This is a genomic window from Dactylosporangium roseum, assembly GCF_025264685.1.
Lineage (GTDB): Bacteria > Actinomycetota > Actinomycetes > Mycobacteriales > Micromonosporaceae > Dactylosporangium > Dactylosporangium roseum.
Map to the genome: position 1 here is coordinate 3,271,450 of NZ_CP073721.1, position 17,808 is coordinate 3,289,257.

Annotated in this window: 12 protein-coding genes, 1 CRISPR repeat array and 1 riboswitch; of the genes, 4 read left to right on the forward strand and 8 right to left on the reverse strand. The window is 69.0% G+C overall.

Going from position 1 to position 17,808, the window contains the following annotated elements; all coding sequences use genetic code 11:
• Position 1 precedes the first annotated feature (1 nt).
• From cas7i to Drose_RS15215, 6 genes are all read right to left on the reverse strand, one after another.
• Complete coding sequence (gene cas7i, locus Drose_RS15190; protein ID WP_260728849.1) at positions 2–1,048, reverse strand: type I-B CRISPR-associated protein Cas7/Cst2/DevR; 1,047 nt, start codon at positions 1,046–1,048, stop codon at positions 2–4.
• Positions 1,045–2,484 (reverse strand): hypothetical protein, encoded by a 1,440-nt coding sequence (locus tag Drose_RS15195; protein WP_260728850.1) that lies wholly within the window; start codon positions 2,482–2,484, stop codon positions 1,045–1,047. Before Drose_RS15195 ends, cas7i begins: the two co-directional genes overlap by 4 nt.
• Positions 2,481–3,251 (reverse strand): CRISPR-associated endoribonuclease Cas6, encoded by a 771-nt coding sequence (locus Drose_RS15200; RefSeq protein ID WP_260728851.1) that lies wholly within the window; start codon positions 3,249–3,251, stop codon positions 2,481–2,483. The genes Drose_RS15195 and Drose_RS15200 overlap by 4 nt, the downstream gene beginning before the upstream one ends.
• A 133-nt stretch (positions 3,252–3,384) precedes the next feature.
• Positions 3,385–3,546, reverse strand: coding sequence for a hypothetical protein (locus tag Drose_RS15205; RefSeq protein WP_260728852.1), 162 nt, complete (start codon positions 3,544–3,546; stop codon positions 3,385–3,387).
• Positions 3,547–3,684: 138 nt separating this feature from the next.
• Complete coding sequence (locus tag Drose_RS15210; protein ID WP_260728853.1) at positions 3,685–5,835, reverse strand: hypothetical protein; 2,151 nt, start codon at positions 5,833–5,835, stop codon at positions 3,685–3,687.
• A gap of 134 nt (positions 5,836–5,969) precedes the next feature.
• The gene (locus Drose_RS15215) at positions 5,970–6,317 is read right to left on the reverse strand and encodes a hypothetical protein (protein WP_260728854.1); all 348 of its coding nucleotides are present in this window, start codon (positions 6,315–6,317) and stop codon (positions 5,970–5,972) included.
• A gap of 381 nt (positions 6,318–6,698) precedes the next feature.
• On the opposite strand from Drose_RS15215, the gene Drose_RS15220 reads away from it, so the two are divergent.
• From Drose_RS15220 to Drose_RS15235, 4 genes are all read left to right on the forward strand, one after another.
• Positions 6,699–8,582, forward strand: a complete 1,884-nt coding sequence (locus Drose_RS15220; protein WP_260728855.1) for a hypothetical protein — start codon at positions 6,699–6,701, stop codon at positions 8,580–8,582.
• 220 nt (positions 8,583–8,802) lie between these two features.
• A CRISPR array of direct repeats spans positions 8,803–11,874; the repeat unit is 30 nt; unit sequence GTTGCGATCCCCGCTGGGGGCGATGACGAC.
• Between the two features lie 595 nt (positions 11,875–12,469).
• Complete coding sequence (locus Drose_RS15225; RefSeq protein ID WP_260728856.1) at positions 12,470–13,441, forward strand: carbamoyltransferase N-terminal domain-containing protein; 972 nt, start codon at positions 12,470–12,472, stop codon at positions 13,439–13,441.
• 26 nt (positions 13,442–13,467) lie between these two features.
• Entirely contained in the window at positions 13,468–14,364 is an 897-nt protein-coding gene (locus Drose_RS15230) for a sigma-70 family RNA polymerase sigma factor (protein ID WP_260728857.1), read from the forward strand.
• A gap of 47 nt (positions 14,365–14,411) precedes the next feature.
• Positions 14,412–15,002, forward strand: coding sequence for a flavodoxin family protein (locus Drose_RS15235; protein ID WP_260728858.1), 591 nt, complete (start codon positions 14,412–14,414; stop codon positions 15,000–15,002).
• A gap of 361 nt (positions 15,003–15,363) precedes the next feature.
• Positions 15,364–15,455: riboswitch (ZMP/ZTP riboswitch) on the reverse strand.
• 101 nt (positions 15,456–15,556) lie between these two features.
• On the opposite strand, the gene Drose_RS15240 is transcribed toward Drose_RS15235, so the two are convergent.
• Both Drose_RS15240 and Drose_RS15250 read right to left on the reverse strand, forming a co-directional pair.
• A complete protein-coding gene (locus Drose_RS15240; protein ID WP_260728859.1) occupies positions 15,557–16,477 on the reverse strand; it encodes an NADP-dependent oxidoreductase in 921 nt (306 codons plus the stop codon).
• A 684-nt stretch (positions 16,478–17,161) separates the two neighbouring features.
• Entirely contained in the window at positions 17,162–17,806 is a 645-nt protein-coding gene (locus tag Drose_RS15250; RefSeq protein ID WP_260728860.1) for a response regulator transcription factor, read from the reverse strand.
• Positions 17,807–17,808 lie beyond the last annotated feature (2 nt).

Below are 17,808 nucleotides of genomic sequence, written 5' to 3' on the forward strand. Positions count from 1 at the left end.
GTCAACCCTGCCCCTGGTCGGCGAACCAGGCGTCGTGCTCACCCGCGGCGACCCGCTCGGCCAGGTTGCGAAGCAGCGTCCGGGGGTGCTCCAACAGCACTGTCCCGCCCTTGATCAGGTCGGCCAGGTCGTCACGGGCACGCTCACGCTGCTCGCCCAGAAACCCAGGCGCCCACCCGAGCAGCATCGGCCCGTCGAGCTCGTCCGACCAGGCCCGCAATTCCTCCCGCAGTACCTCCGTGCGGAACACGGTGTGCGCGTCACGTACCCCCAGCACCCGAGTGAATGGGTTGACGCCGCCGCGCATCGGAGCGAGCACGAGCAGCGCCGGAGACCGGTCGCCGTAGTGCAGTGACTGCTTGGCGCCGCCACGAACCTCGGCCAGCGTCCGCAGGATCACCGCGGCCCGGCGGCGCCGCTCCGCCAGCGGCAACGCCACCGCCGCGTTACCACGCAACGTGGTGTCACTGGCCCCACCTGTCCGAGCCTGCTGCGCCGCCGCGGCGGTCAGCGCCACCTTCAGCCCGGACCCCGCCGTCTCAAACACCCCGATCCGAGGCAGGTCCAGCAGTACATCGCCGGCCAACTCCGCGGAGTAGAACTCGTGCTCGTGGATGACCGGGTTCTCGCCGACCCCGAATCCTCGGCTCATCGTGCCGAAGTCCTGGGTGGGACGGCGCGGCGCCACCGCCACGAACGTGCCGGTGGCCAGTACCGTGTCTCGCTGGCAAGTCCCTGACGGCTGGTCCTTCTCCTTCTTGACTGCCACCATGTACCCGAACACATCGTCATCGATGAACTTGTCCGGACGGCCCGCCGTGTACGCCTGCTGCTTGGCCCCGGAGCCCGAACGCGTCACCTCCGAACGGGGCTCGTCGGCCGGCATCGAGTCCCGAAGCCATCGCCGGAACGCCTGTGCCGATACGTACGGGTAGGTATCCCGCCCGACGCGCATCTGCTTGGCCCGCGCAACATTGTCCTCACCCAGGCCGTTGTTCGGCGCCCCGGCCACCACACCCAGGACCAGCTTGCCCACCAGATACGTCACCGTTCATCCCTCCCGGCGTCACCGACGAATTCGTTGTCCTGCACATCCAGCTCCGGCAGTTCCTCGGTGCCGTCGTCGGAGCCTGCCTCGGGCCGCCAGCCCTGACGGAACAACTCCTCGGTGACCGCGACCAGCAGCATCTGCCGATGGAACCACGCCGGGTTGTCGAAGTCCGGATCGAACAACAACGCGAAGCCCCGCGTACTCACCAGCGGTCCGTCCTGACCGTCGCGAGGCCTGCCCAGCCACTCCACGGCGCTGCGCTGCAGCCACGACCGCAGCCGGCCCGAATCCTTGAACCTGGCATAGAACTCCCGCAACCTGCCCGAACTCGTCTCCCCTCGCAGGAGCGTCGCGATCCGTCGTCCAGTCGCTCGGATCTCGTCGAGGTCATCCTTGTCCATCAGCATCACCTTGTCCGCGTAGTCGAAACATAGTCCAGCCAGGGCGACGGCCTCATCCCCACGCTCCGCACAACCCGAACGGAGGACTGCGGTAGCCAGCCACGCCGCGCATGCCCCGGGAATGCGCTGCGGGGAACGAAACGCATTGCGCGCCAGCCCGACGTATCCCGGCTCCCTGGCCGTGCGGTGGGCGCGCAGCAACGCCCTGAACCCACGCCGCAGCCCGCTGCGCTGCGACGTGCGCCGAAGCCACTCCGCCAACGCATGGTCCAGCCCGTACACCTCCAGGACCGGTCCCCGGTTGTTGTTGCCGTACACGAGCAACTCGACCCCAGCGGTTAACTCGTGCTGATGCCCGCGCAACGCCCGCAGCGCCAACACCTCCCGCGCTTGCAACGCACGCGCCGCAGCCGAACCGATCTCAACCACCTGCCGGGTCAGCCGTACCTGTGCTGCCACCGTCGAGGCCAGGAAATCCTCGTCCCAGCTATGCACCGCAATGCTCGGTCCGCCGGTCAACCACGAACCGTACGGCAACGCATAGAAACAACACAGGCACGCCCAGCACAACGCCATCCCCTCGTGTCCCCGCGGCGTGGTGTTGCGGTACAGATCGCTTTCCGCGAGCGGCACGTCGGCCTTGCCGAAGAATCCCGCCGCCGGCTGGGAACAGAGCACACATCCGACAACGCCCGAACCGCTCTGCATCGGCGGTCGTGGCTTCCGCCAGGCTCGGACCCGCTCGGCGATCTCATCATCGCTACGTTTGGCGTTGCTGTGATGGTTCATCTTCGAGTTCGGAAAGAACGACAAGGAGCACTTGAGGAAGAAGCCCACAGCGGTCTTGGTGTCCCGGACCAGCGCCGCCCGCACCGCGTCCTCGGTCATCGCCGCCACCGCCGCCTCGAACCCGGCGACATCCAATCCATGCGGGTCAGGTAGCCCGGCGGCACCATCCGGTCGCTCGATTCCGGCAAGGCACGCCAGCGCGTATGCCCCGATCCGCTGCAGCGGATGCGCCGTCAGGATCACCGGAACGTGCCTATCCATCCGAACCCCGCCGAGTTCGCCTGGCCGAGGCCCCACGACCAGAGCGCGCGCAGCGTCTCGGGAGCGCCGGACAGCACGACCTCAACCGCAGCGCCCGGTTTGGCCCCGCGACCGACCGCGAATGACCGCTTCGGCCCGACCCACATGATCTCGTCCAGCTCGATGTCCGGGTGAAGACCGAGCGTCTGCGCCTTGCGGATCAGGTTGTTGTTGAACATTTCCGGGAACTGCGGCTCGGCCGGCAGGAGCCACGTCTGGCCCGGCAACTGGCTTGACGGTGGGACCTTCAACACCACTGGCGTCTCCGTGCGCATCCGGGCCCGCCCAGAGTCGAATTCGGGAGGCTCCATCATCGACAGGCCGGTTACGTGCAGCGCGACTCCGCCCCAGTCGATGACGTCCCGGTGCTGCAGCGCCGCTATCCATGCGTGGATCACTGACGGCAGTGGGCTACCCAATTCGACAAAACCGGTACCCCCGACCGCATACGTTCCCGATCGGCGGCGCGCGCGGGGAAACGTAGGCGGGCAATACCCGAATGGGACCATCCCGAACGGGCCCCACCCCGCCGAATGTAGCTGTTGTGCCAGTTCGTCGGCGGTCGCCGCGAGCAGGTTGTAAGCCAGGCCCCGCCCCGGCGCCAGCACCCGCGGCCAGGGCAGCTCGGATGCTGTCGTCATGACCTCGATACGAAGGCGCACCGCTTTCCTTTCTTGAGCGTTCAGTGGTTGAACGGGTGTGTTGATCACTCTGACTGCCGTGGGCTTTGGCGGGGACGCCGATCGGAGCGCCCGGCTGCTCACCGACGATGCCGACGAGGGTCACCCCTTCGGCCAGCGCCGCCGGCCGGTGGACGGCCGCCAGGTCTCGGCTCGCGACCGGTTAGGGGTTGGTCTGGCAGGTAGGGCCGGCGCTACCCGGCTCGGCGTCGGCGTGCCATACGTGGGTGAGGAACCCGCGGAACAGGTCACCGACGCCGTTGCCGTCGGCGTGTACCACCGCGATCCGGCCGCTGTGCACGAGTTCGTCGAGGTGGGCCGACACGACTAGGTCCTCCCCGAGCTGCGCGGTCAGCCGGCGGCGGGCCCGGCTGGGACGCGCCGACCGCGTGCCGCAGCCGACTGCTGCCGAAGATGTACCGCTGCTTCCCTCCGGTCCCGATCAGCACCCAGTGCCGGTCACTCATCGCTGTCCTCTCGCTGAGCCGCCGCGTCCTCGGGAGAGTTCGCAGGCCGGGTCCGTGATCACCGGGTCGGTGACCCGCTCGCGCTGGCGTGCCGGCGTCACGCCGTACCCCGTGTCGGGGGCGACCAGGTCGCTGCGCCAGCCACACAGCGCCACCATCGCCGGGTCGCCGTCGCGCGCCGCGAGCACCGCGTCGATCAACGCCAGCGCCTCGGCCAGTTCGTCCGCGTCCAGCGCAACGCCGTGTGCTACCGCTACGCTCAGTGCCCGGGCGACGGCCGTCGCGGCCCGCGCCGCCGCTGGCTGTGACCCAGCCTGCAGCAACAACCCGCGCATGCTCGGATCGGCCAGCACTGCCCGCGCGTACCGTGCGGCGGTGTGCACGGCGTGCAGCCGCACGGTACGCTGCCGGGCGGACGTGGCCAGCGCAAGGTCGGTGGCGATCTCAGCGGCCAGTTCGTGCCCGGCCCGCGCCGCCGCGGACTTCGCGGCGAACCCGGCTGGCTCCCCACGGGCCACCGCGGCCCGCACCTGCGCGACCCGTTCCTGCACCATCAGCGCCCGCTGCAGGTCGGCGCACCGCCGCCCGGTGGCCAACCAGGCCGCGTAGTGGTGCAAGTGAAACGCCTGGGCGTCACTGACCGTCTCGATCGACGCGAGCTGCTGGCCGAGGCCACGAGCCTGCAGGATCACCGGCCACCACCGCCCGATCGACGCCCACGCCGACACTGCACCGTCGTCGCCGTGCCGGGCCGCATCATCCAACGCGACCACGCCGAGTTCGAGGAGATATGTAGCCGCCCCGGGATCCAGCCGTCCAGCTCGCCACGCGCCGGCCACCTGCTGTTGCGAGGCGACCAGCGCCGCCACCGCCGACAGCCCAGCAGCGTCGCTAGCGTGCTGACCCGGTGAGGTGCGGGGCCCGTCCCACACGCGCAGATATGCCGCATAGGCTGTCAACTGGACAGGCACAGGATCGTCGGCGTCCAGGACGTTGGCGCACCGCCCGACCGCGTCAGCGACTAGCTGAGCGGTCCGCGCCCGCAACTGTGGCCAGGCCAGCAGCCACTCATCCCGGTAGCGCACATAGGAGGCGGCCACATGCGCCGCCAGCAGATGCGCCCGCTGGTGCAGCCGCGGTATCGCAGCCAGCACTGCCGGCTCGGGCAGCACCGGCAGCGGCGGGGGCCCGGCCCGGTCGGCGGCCACGGTGCCGCCAAGCGTGGCCGCCACGAACGGCGCGACCACCGCACCTACCCGGACCATCGCCTGCACGCGCCGGGCCCCGCCCGGTTCCTCGATCAGCCACAGCACGCCACGCCCCGGCCGGCCGATCCCCAGTAAGCGGTGACACCAGGCCGACGCCATGTCGTCGACCGCGTCGGACGTCACCAGACCCGGCCCGATTGGACTGTCGTCGGCCAGCCGAAGCGCCGGCAGTGTCGCATCGACGAGGTCGAAGTCCGTCGGTCGCCACCGCGCTGCCGTCTCGTCCTGGTCTCCGCGACCGGACGGCGGGCCGATCTCGCACGGCGCGCCAGCCGCGGTAACGCCGGCCGGGTCCACCTGACCCCCCCACCGCGCCGACAGCGACCGCTGTACCTGCCGGGCCTGGACCGCCGCGACGACCAGCGCCGGCTGGGCTCGATACACCTCCAGCACGAGCCCGGCCCACACCGCGAGACGCACCTCAGCATCACACCCGGTCTCCGCCAGCCAGCGCGCGGCCGCGGCAACCGCGGCGCTTGGTCCGCGTAACAGCCGGTTCGCCGCCGACAGCACCACCGCTGCCTTGGTGTCCGGCCCGTACCGGTTCAGCGTCGCGTTGCTCAACGCCCCCGGCAGGGTGCCTGCCCCCGACCACACCGCCCGACCCGACCAAGCCCATCCAGCGCCACCGTCGGCCGGTGTGGCGCCGGGCGGTGGCTCGGCGTCCCACCGCGCACGCGTGGCCCGGTCCGGGAACGGTGCACCCCGACCGATCTCGGCCAACGACAGTTGCGTGTAGTCGCATACCCACGTCCGGCGGAAAGGCTCCAGGTCGGCGCCCAGCCCGAACAGCGGCGCCACCTTCCGCGCCACCCGGACCTCGACCACGTCGACGCGGGGGGCCTCCGCGGACGGGATCGCGGCCGGAAAGACATGCATCGCTGCAGTATAGATATGTATGGAAGTCGTTCAACTACAAAAGTTGCGGAACGAATCGATCGATCATCCCGTCCTCACAGACGATCAACCACCAGCGAACAGCCGAACAGACGACCCGCGCCAGCACCCGCCGGTTAGCCGGCATCCGGACGCATCGGTCGGGCCAGCGAACGGCACCCCACCACCATCCCGGCGGCGTTGCGCACCATGTCATGCGGATACAGCAGATCGTCCCGATCTGGCAGCGCCTCCGCCACCACACGTGCCACGATCAACCACGCCCCCGGCCGCCGCGGTGGCACTCCCACCACCTGCGACGACGCCGCAGTCCGCTTCAACGGCACCACCAACGGACCGACGCGCAAAACCCCGTCATCCCGATCCGGCTCCAGCATCAGCCGCGCCGCCGGCCCCGCTGGACGCAGCTCCACCGTCGCTCCCGTGCCCACCAGCCGCACTACATGCTGCGTCAGATTGAGCACCGTAGATCCGTCCCAATCCGCACCCGAAGCCACTGCAGCAGCGTATGCCTCACCACAACAACCGAAGTGACGTAACCCCGCGCAAACCCTCGCTCGTGCCCTCAACCGCACCGGCACACCCGCCCGTACCATCACCGCGCTGGCCATCCCCGGGCTCACCGAAACCCCGATCGCCGACACGCTCGCCGACTACCTGGCCCACGCACCGCGCTACGAGCAGGCCTACGCCACCTGGGGTACCGGCGCCGCCGCCGTCACCATGAGCACCCTGACCGCGCTGTCCCACGCCGGTATCCCCTGGCAGCTCATGCTGACCAGTGCCCGGGCGACTACCGGACCGTCGACCCCCTGCAGAACCTCGGCGCCGACCCCGTCGCCGCCGTGCTCGTCCGCTGGCGGCTGTTCGCCGCCCTCGACGTACTCGCCAAGGGCGACCAGGCCACCATCAACCTCACCCCGGCCCAGCACGCCCTCGTTCACGCTGCCGCCGACCGCCACCGCGCCGGGCTCCAGGCCCGCGACTGCTCCTCCCTACGCGCCCTCCTGGCCGACGCTGTCGTCCGCCGCGACGGCACCGCCAGCCTCACGGTCCGTCGCTACATCACCAGCCGCTACGAAGAACTCCTCACCGCCGACCAACGCACCCACCCGGACGCCCACGACCTGCTCCGCAGGGTCGCCAACCCCAACGGCGGCGGCCCGTCATTGGGCGTACTGCTCGGCCGCATCGAAAAAGGCCGCAGCACAGACTTCTTTATCCGCGCCGCCGTCGGCCTGCCCTCATACAAATGGCTGTTCGGCGACGTCGCTACTGCATTGCGGAACATCGGCAACGGCAGCCACAACCTTCGCCCACCCAGCCAAGACGACGCCGCCGTGGTCGGCGCCTACCTTGACCGCTTCCACACCGACGGCACCGGCCGGCGCGACGCTGGACTCCCCGAACCACCCACCACGCCAGCCCACACCGTCGTCACCGTCTGGTTCGCCGGCAACCGCACCGACCAGCACGCCACGACCATCGGCCAACGCCTGCTGCGAGACGGACTCCCCACCGCCATCCTCGAGCACATCGACACCGACCAACCCGCCATGCGAGCCGTCATCTTCGGTACGCCCGGTCACCACGGTAGCCTCGGCCGCGCTGACGACGACGCGGACCGCCTCACCAGCGGTGGACATCACGCCACCGCTTACGCCGTCGACGCCTCGGCCCCTGCCGACATGGACGCCGTCGAGCACGCGATCACCGAACACCTCACCCCCGACACGGCTGCGCTCCTGCTTATCCCCACCGGACCGAAACCCGTCCTGCTCGCCCTGCTCGGCGTCCTGCGCCGTATCGGCGCACAACACGGCATTCCCCTCTTCGTCCGCCAAAACGCCGAACCGTCAGCCACCACCGCCCACACCGACGTCTACCTCTGGCCCGCCCTCACGGACGGCGACCTCGCCCTACTCGTTGCCGCCCGCGAAGCCCTCAACAACCTCGAACTCGACGTCGCTTGGCGCCTACTAGCCGCATCCGCCATCGACCCCGCCATCACCGACAACGCCCACCGACTCGCCGCCGCCTTCGCCAGCCGCAACCCCAACCCCAACCGCCACGACCGATGGCCCTCCCCGGACCCGGCGCCCACGTCGGACCGGACCGGTCGTACCCGACGCATGGCCGTGCAACGACTGGAACTGGTCAACGCCACACTTGCCCAGACCACCAACCCGGCCGACCGCATCCGCCTGCTCGTCCTGGCCGCCGACACCCTCGAAGCCTCCATCGCCGCCGCGCCGCCCACGACCCGACCCCCCGCCAACGGCACGGCCCCCCGCCAACGGCCCGGCGCCACATATCGCAAGTTCCGCAAAGACCTCGGCGATGTCGCCAAGCTGCGTACCCGCGAGGCACACGCCGCTCGCATTCTGCTCATCCTCAACAAAGCCCGCGACCACGCCCCGATCACGCACGGCGCCCACCCGGACCCGGACACCGTCGTCGCCGATGCCACCGACGCCCTCACCCGAGCATGGCACCTCACTCCCGCCGAACACGCAGCCCTCCCGCGCGACGTCAGCACCCTCCTCCACCACGCCGTCGCCGCCGCAACCGCCTGCAAGCTCGGACGCCCGGATCAACCAGGCAATCTGCTCACTCTGCATCGGCACATCGACCAACAGATCGCCACTAGCATTGCCCATCGACAGCAATCACACCCCACGATCCGATCAGATACCCAGGTACCGCCACTCCGACCGACGGCGCTGTAGGGAAGTGTTCAGTGCGGTTCGGGACAGCGTGTTGCCCGACATTCAAAATGACGACGTCGATATGTGGAACGGCTACGTCCCGCCGCGCATGTTGCGATCCCCGCTGGGGGCGATGACGACGGGCAGCCACCGCGGCCCCGTCGCCTACTTCGGCACGTTGCGATCCCCGCTGGGGCGATGACGACCGGGGTGGCGGGGACGCCCGCGGCGCCTCGGCGATGTTGCGATCCCCGCTGGGGGCGATGACGACCCCGGCTTTCACGGTCTGGACCGCGGCGCCGGTCTTCTGTTGCGATCCCCGCTGGGGTCGATGACGACCCAGTGTCACCAGCCCGCGGATCCGGGCGTGCCTGGTGTTGCGATCCCCGCTGGGGGCGATGACGACAAGCGGTGGACGCCGGCGAGCCGGCCTCCGCGTGTTGCGATCCCCGCTGGGGGCGATGACGACAAGCGGTGGACGCCGGCGAGCCGGCCTCCGCGTGTTGCGATCCCCGCTGGGGGCGATGACGACCCTCGCGGTTGGTCGACCGGCGCCGACGTGCTGAGTTGCGATCCCCGCTGGGGGCGATGACGACCTCTCGCGACCGCCGGCGTCGCGCTCGTCCAGGCGTTGCGATCCCCGCTGGGGGCGATGACGACGCCGGACAGGTTCAACGGCCCGGACGCGTTCGACGTGTTGCGATCCCCGCTGGGGGCGATGACGACGGCGGGCTTCGGCTGCTCGGCCCCGGTGAATAGCGCCTGTTGCGATCCCCGCTGGGGGCGATGACGACGGGTTTGACCGGCTGTTCAACGAGGCAATGAACCTGTTGCGATCCCCGCTGGGGGCGATGACGACACGGCCCTCAGCCAATCGGCCATGGCCGAGTTCCAGCGTTGCGATCCCCGCTGGGGGCGATGACGACCAGGTATGCGTCCCCGGCCCAGCCGCCGTGATCCCGTTGCGATCCCCGCTGGGGGCGATGACGACCCCAGACCTGCCGCCGGCCTGCTACCGCATCCGACGCATGTTGCGATCCCCGCTGGGGGCGATGACGACGCGTGTGCATCGGCTGCGGGCAGGCCCGCCCGCTCGCGTTGCGATCCCCGCTGGGGGCGATGACGACGGCAGGGGATGCCGAGGCTGGAAACGGGGCGACGAAGTTGCGATCCCCGCTGGGGGCGATGACGACGGCTTCAGCAGGACTCGACGCATGACAGAGAGCACGTTGCGATCCCCGCTGGGGGCGATGACGACCGGCGACCTGCGACGGCTCGCAGACGGGCTGAAGGCGCTGTTGCGATCCCCGCTGGGGGCGATGACGACGGGCCGCGGTCCAGCATCGTGGGATGCCGTCCTCGTGTTGCGATCCCCGCTGGGGGCGATGACGACTCGCGGTCACCGGGGCCGACCAGCGGCCATGCGTCGCGTTGCGATCCCCGCTGGGGGCGATGACGACTCGCGGTCACCGGGGCCGACCAGCGGCCATGCGTCGCGTTGCGATCCCCGCTGGGGGCGATGACGACCGGGCGTCGTCGCCGTGGGTGCGCGACCAGCGGGTGAGGTTGCGATCCCCGCTGGGGGCGATGACGACCGGCCGCCGGCAAGTGGGCCCTCTACATGATCGGGTTGCGGTTGCGATCCCCGCTGGGGGCGATGACGACTCCGCGCAGCGATGGGCAGCGCCGAGTTCGCCACGTTGCGATCCCCGCTGGGGGCGATGACGACCTGCCGGGCGAGGCCACCGCGGGCCATGTGTTCCTGTTGCGATCCCCGCTGGGGGCGATGACGACTCGTTCACCCGGACGGTTGTCGACGGCTGGGGGCCTGCGTTGCGATCCCCGCTGGGGGCGATGACGACCCGCCCGCCGTCCCAGCCCACCCGCGCCCGCCATCGTTGCGATCCCCGCTGGGGGCGATGACGACTGATGCCCGGCACCGTCGCCGTCCCGAACGTCCTCACGTTGCGATCCCCGCTGGGGGCGATGACGACCGGGCGCGCTTTTTCATCGCCTGGTCCCGCTCGACCTCGTTGCGATCCCCGCTGGGGGCGATGACGACTATCGGTCGGGTCGGCATCCTCCGGTGACGACCATTGTTGCGATCCCCGCTGGGGGCGATGACGACCGCCGCACATGCCACTCGCCCGGCCCCAGACGTGGTTGCGATCCCCGCTGGGGGCGATGACGACATCAAATCGACCGGGACGTGCCGAACATTGTGACGCGTTGCGATCCCCGCTGGGGGCGATGACGACGCGTGTGCGCACTCTGGATCGGGTCCTTGCCGCGACGTTGCGATCCCCGCTGGGGGCGATGACGACGACAACACGCCGTTCATTTTCCCCATCTTCTCTTCGGGTTGCGATCCCCGCTGGGGGCGATGACGACCCGGATGATGTCGGCGGCCGACGTCCGTACACCCTGTTGCGATCCCCGCTGGGGGCGATGACGACGCCTCTTGTCGAGGACGATCGGGTCGACGACCGGCGGTTGCGATCCCCGCTGGGGGCGATGACGACCGCCGCCCCAGGCTGCGGGTCGCCAGCGTTCCGCTGTTGCGATCCCCGCTGGGGGCGATGACGACCAGGCATCCCGTTTGCCACCCGAGCCCACAGCAAACGTTGCGATCCCCGCTGGGGGCGATGACGACTTCGGACCTGTGGCAGGTGGCGGGGCTTCCGAAGCAGATGTTGCGATCCCCGCTGGGGGCGATGACGACCTGACGCAGATCCACAACCTGCCGCAGCACGCCTTGTTGCGATCCCCGCTGGGGGCGATGACGACTCGCGCTCCTGGAGCGTGTGGCATGACGGCCATCGGGTTGCGATCCCCGCTGGGGGCGATGACGACTTGGGGCACAAATCGCTGACCTCAACACAGGTCTACACGTTGCGATCCCCGCTGGGGGCGATGACGACCGCACGGGGGACGCCATGAGCGACAGCACCGGATTGTTGCGATCCCCGCTGGGGGCGATGACGACGTCGCACTTCGCCCGTTCAAGGTGGGCGCGCAGAGCGTGTTGCGATCCCCGCTGGGGGCGATGACGACCTCCAGGACCGGATGACGGCCGACGTGATCGTGCTGTTGCGATCCCCGCTGGGGGCGATGACGACCTGCCACCCGAGGACCAGCCTGGCCACGTCATGTTGCGATCCCCGCTGGGGGCGATGACGACATCGAACGGCAGCAGAACATCATGCAGAACACCCGCACGTTGCGATCCCCGCTGGGGGCGATGACGACTCGACGAGGTCCTCGACCCGCTCGCGTGGGCCGTGTTGCGATCCCCGCTGGGGGCGATGACGACCCCAGTCTTAAGTTGCTGGTCAGGGTCTGTGCACGTGGCTGTCACGGCCTTGGTTTTGCAGTGAACCGCCGGTTGTGTCGCTCGACGGCGTGGTTTGCTGAAATCTGATCGCTTGATCTTGGTGTTGGTCGGTGGGCTACAGGATGGTGTCGGGTGGGTTCTGGGGGCACCACAGTCCTGACACTCGGCGGTTGGCTGGGCGCGAAGGTGTATACGATGGTGTACGCCGATGTCGCACTACCAGATCCGGAGCGGTTTGTAGCTGGAGTTTTCAAGACACCGGCGCACTAGACGGAGGGCTTCCAGATAGAGCAGTTCATCGTAGCTGACCGTCCGGCCCGGGACTGCGGTGCTGCACTGTGGTCGCAAGTTCGTCGCGGACAGTCTGGACAACGAGCTTCCGGCCGGCCTACGCGCCCCGGCGACCCGTCGCCGGGCCATTCCCCGGGCCTGCAGCTTCATCACCGTCGCCGACCGCACCCGCGCTGGATCGCCGATCTGCTGTCGCTGCTTCCCCAACGCCACAGTCAGGCCGGTCCTGCACCATCGCGCCCACGGCCTCCACGCATACGCCTCATCTGGGTTCGCCGCCGCCGTGCTGGTCGTCGTCAGCCGCGGCGAGGTCCAAACCACGACGATCGGTCGCGCCCACCGCGTTGACGGCGCTGCCGACTGCACGATCTGCAGACCATCGACGACCCTGCAACCCTCGACTACGTCTACGGTAGGGGTCACCGAGCACCTGGGCTGCCGGAGTGGGGACGAGGAGGGCACCGTCATGGCCCTGGCCCCGCTCGGTGAACCGGCCCGGTTCCGGGGACCTGATCGCTCATGCGGTGCCGTCACCGACACCGGCTTCTACCTGGACCCCATGCTGATTCCGCTGTGGGTGCTTTCCCGGCGCTATCCCCGGCTCAGCCCGCTCTGCATCGCCGCGACGTGCCCGCCACGAACGCCGGACCTGCTGTGCCTGGCCGGCGGCGTGGCCGCCAACTGCATTGCGGTGAGCCGCATCGCCGAGGCCGGCTGGTTCGACGAAGTCCACGTACCGTCGGCGCCCGGCGACGCCGGCACCCTCGATCGGCGGGGCCATCGCCCGCCATGCCGACACCACCGGCCGCATGCCGCAGGACGTCTCAGGCATCTGCTATCTCGGGCCAGCCTTCCCCGGACTCGAATGGGCACCGTCGCCCGCCGCGGTCTGACCGCGACGCGCCCGGAGAATCCGGCCCGCTACCTCGCGCAGCGCCTGGCCGCAGGCGAGATCGTCGGCGTGTTCCAGGGGCGGCTGGAAGCCGGCCCGCGCGCCTCGGGCAACCGGTCGATGCTGGCCTCACCACTTCGTGCAGGTGCCACCACCGCCGATCGACCGGCCATCGCCGCCCTGGTCGAGCAGATGGCCCGAGACGATCCCGGCTGGGGCTACCAACGCATCCACGGCGAACTGCTCGGCCTCGGCCGCCGCTCGGCGCCTCCTCGATCGTTGCCCGAAACCCGAAATGTTATGGTCGTCGGACCGGCTGTCTCCTCGTCCTCATGGCGTACCTCTCTCCTCGATCAGGTATGACGCTCAGAGGAAGCCAAAGGTGACCGATGAATGACCATCTTCAGCTCGCCGATCAGTTCCATCGGCTCCGTGGCCACCTGCGCGGTGTAGCGTCGCGCATACTGGGCTCGTCGGATGAGGCGGACGATGCGATCCAGGAGGCGTGGCTGCGCGCGAGCCGCAGCGATGTCAGTGTTGTCGCGAATGTGCCGGGGTGGCTGACCACGATCGTCGGCCGGGTGTGTCTCGACATGATCCGTGCTCGCCGACGCCGGCCCGAGGTCCCCGTTGACGTCGGCGGTCCCGGCTCGCCTGCCGGTGACACTGCGAAGAGTGATCCGGCCGAGGCGGCCGAACTGGCCGACTCGATCGGGCTGGCCCTACTGGTGGTTCTGAATCGGTTGACACCTGCCGAACGTGTCGCGTTCGTGCTTCATGACCTGTTCGCCGTGCCCTTCGACGAGATCGCAGAGGTGGTGGAACGGTCACCGGATGCCACGAAGAAGTTGGCCAGCCGTGCCCGTCAACGCGTGCGCGGCGCGCCGAGGCTGCCGGCCTCCGAGGTCGAGCGGCACCGGAGGGTCGTCGAAGCGTTTCTCGCCGCGACGCGTGCTGGTGACCTGTACGGCCTCATCGCGGTGCTGTCACCCGGCGTCGAACGGCGGGCGGATCGGGTCGCACTGGGGCGGCGTGCCCGTGCGGAGGTTCGCGGCGCTGGCGAGGTCGCGGGGGAGACGCTGACGAACGGCGGGCGGGCCCGCTTCGCTGAGCCCGCGCTCATTGAGGGCGAAGTGGGCGCGGTCGTGGCGCCACGGGGGCGGCTGCGGTTCGTCTTGCAGTTCGTGATCCACGACGATCGGATCGCCGCGATAGAGGTGCTCGGTGACCCGCTCCGGCTCCAGCAACTGGACATCGCACTGTGCGGGCCGGTCACCTCTGCCTGACCGCTGACGTCAGATGGGTGGCACGTTCACAGCACAGGAGGTTGCACATGAGCACCAGGATCGTCATCGTCTACCACAGCGAATACGGCCACACTCAGCGGCAGGCCGAGGCGGTCATGACGGGGGTCAAGCTGGTATCGGACGTCGAGGCGCTCATGCTGACCGTTGAGGAGGCCAAGGACCAGTGGGCCGAACTGTCGTCCGCCGACGCGATCATCTTCGGTGCGCCGACGTACGTCGGCGGTCCATCGGCCGCTTTCAAGGAGTTCCAAGAGGCCAGTTCCGCCGCGGTGATGCGCAACGGCTACCTGTGGCGCGACAAGATCGCGGCAGGTTTCACCAACTCTGGCACGCGGGCGGGCGACAAGCTGGCGACGTTGATCCAGATGGTGCTCTTCGCCGCCCAGCACGGCATGCACTGGGTGTCGCTCGATCTGCCGCCGGCGAACTGCTCGGCGACCGGCTCCGAGCACGATCTGAACCGGCTCGGGTTCTGGCTGGGTGCCGCCGCGCAGTCGGACGTCGATGCCGGACCTGAGCAGGCGCCCCCGAAAGCTGACCTGCTCACCGCTGAGCACCTCGGTCGACGCGTTGCCGAGACCACGCTGCGGTTCGCACAGGGGCACCCTCGACGGTGAGCGGGTATTGAGGGGCCCGCCCGTTCTGCTTGCCGAAAATGACATCCGTGCAGGTCGCGGGCCCTGTACCGGGCCAAAACTGTGCTCACACTTGTGAGCTGGGGATTTGCGAGTGGATCAAGCTGCTCGGCGGTGTTCGTTGATCGTGCCGCCGAGAACCCGTCGCCCGGTGGATCGGCTTGTCGATCGCGATGACCACGCCGGGGTCGTAGTCGGGTGGATGCTGATCCAGGCTCTGGTGGCGGCCGGTGCCGGTCGAAGTGGTCCTCATCGTCGTGTAGCACGGTGCGGGTGTGCTGTTCGTTGTAGCAGCAACGGCGAGCCTAGGTTGAGGGGGCATAGCCCGGCCTCCCGGATCGAACCTTGAGGCCCAGGCGCGCGGCGCTGCGTCCCATGACGAGGTCGCTTCCCGACGGTTTCATCCATCCCGACACGCCAGTCGCGACCCGGCCGCGCCTTACCATCGTTCGGCGGACGGGGACCGACGAGAAATCCAACCTCAGTGGCCAGTGCGTTGACACTCCAGTACTTGGCCGTACTACCGGGATCCCGCATCAGCGGAGTGTCAGGACGGTCTTCCCTCGAGCACGACGGGTCCGGACCTTGGCCAATGCTTCTAGCCCGTCCTCGAAGGGATAGACCTTTTCGATCGTGAGGCGCATCTGCCCGGACGCGATCCGCTCCATGAGGGCCACCAACTCATCCCGGACGTTGATGCTGTGGGAAGGCATCGCTACTGTCACACCGGGCGTGGGGGCGACCTGGTCACCGGAAATCGTGATCACCGTGCCACCGTCCTTGACCACGCGGAGGCTGTCGGCGGTGGTGTTGGGCTGGATGGCCAGCGCCGCATCCGTGCCACCCGGTCTCCACCGGCGGATCTCGTCGGGCCAGCTACGGTCGTGGTAGTCGACGATCTTGGTTGCCCCCAGGGAGGCCAGGTACTCATGGTTGTGTTGCGAGGCGGAGGCTGCGACCTGCCAGCCCTTGGCTCGCGCAAGTTGTACGGCGAAGGTGCCGATCGCCCCCGAGGCTCCGGCCACGAAGATCGATCCCCCGGCCTGGATCGGCGGCAATGTGCGAAAGGCTCGCAAGGTGGTGTTGCCGGCCACCGGCACGGCAGCGGCTTGCTCGAAGTCGAGGCCCGCCGGGATCGGCACGATCAGCGAGTCGGCTCGGACCGCTGCGTACTCCGCCCAGGTCCCGCCTCTGACCTGCATCGAGCTGACGAATGCGATCCGGTCGCCGGGTTGGTGCCCCGCCACGGCGCTGCCGACCTCCTCGACGACGCCGGCTGCCTCGATCCCAATCGGGAAGGGGTAGGAGATGCCGGGCGGCAGGAAGTAGGAGTCGTGGATGCCCACCCCGACCGCCTTGATCCGCACGAGCAGCTCTTCACGTCCGATACGCGGTACGGGAACCCGCGCCAACTCTACGGAGCTGCACTGCGGTGACGGAATGACGAAGGCCCGCATCGCCCGACCCTCGGTCTCATAACCGGACACATGGTCTCCTCGAACTGTTTAGAATCAGAGTCTAATGGCAGCGATCACCCTAGCCCAATCGGGGACGTCGAAGGGCGTGCACTCACACGCGGTGTACGGCGCTTCGGCCACCTGGGCGTCGGAGATCAGCCCACCGGTGTCAGGCTCGGTGACCGCGCCGGGGTAGCGCACCGACGTGTACTGCTCGTCGTTGATGGCGGTGATGGCGGCGTCGACGGCGGGGTTGCGGGTGATCCTGCGCCCTTGCCGGAGCCGGCACGTCCGGCCCGCAGCCGGACCCCGGCCAGCACCGGCGCTGCTTGCGGGGTGCTGATGGTGACTGCGGGCGGGGACAGGCCCGCCGCAGCACGGTCTCGCCCGCGATAAGTGGCAGCGCAACTACAGTAAGGTGGTAGCTGGTCTGCTGAGCCTGGACGGCCGTAGCTGCACCACTGCCAGGGGTGGGGATAGCGACCCGATGGGTTTCGCACTCGACGCGAACGTCGCCAAGCAGCGCGTCCAGGCCAGTTCCTCGACGAGATCCTGACGTTTCTTCACCCCCCGGGTCCTCGTCGAACACCGCACTGCGGGGCTGGTGGTCTACCTCATCAACGCGATCTTCTTCTAGGCCGGGTCAGCCCCCGGCTGCTGCCACCGGCGCCGGGATGTCGTCGGTTAGCTTTGTAGGTATCGCAGCACGGCCATGACCCGCCGGTGGTCGACGTCTGAGGGCAGTAAGTCGAACTTTGTGAAGATGTTGGTGATGTGTTTCTCCACGGCTCGTTCGGTCACCCGCAGCCCAGCGGCGATGGCCGTGTTGCTGCGTCCTTGGGCCATGAGCTGCAGGACTGACCGTTCCCGCGCGGTGAGGGCTGCGAGTTGGTCGCGGTGCCGGCTCCTGCCGAAAAGCTGTGTGACGACTTCCGGGTCGAGCGCGGTGCCGCCGCCGGCGATGCGATGCAGCGCGTCGAGGAAGTCATCGAGTCGGACGACTCGTTCCTTGAGCAGGTATCCGACTCCGTCGGAGCCGCCCGCGAGCAGTTCGGCGACGAAGGCCGTCTCGACGTATTGGGAGAAGAGGAGTACACCGACGCCGGGGACGTCACGGCGTAGCTGGATGGCGGCTCGGAGCCCTTCGTCGGTGTGGTTCGGCGGGAGCCGGATATCGATGATCGCAACGTCGGGGCGATGGCTCGTTACGGCTTCGAGCAGCGCCGAGGCGTCGACGACGGCGGCCTGCACGTCGTGGCCACGCACGGCGAGGAGGTGTGCGAGCCCTTCGCGCAGGATCGCGGAGTCCTCAGCAATGACGACGCGCATCT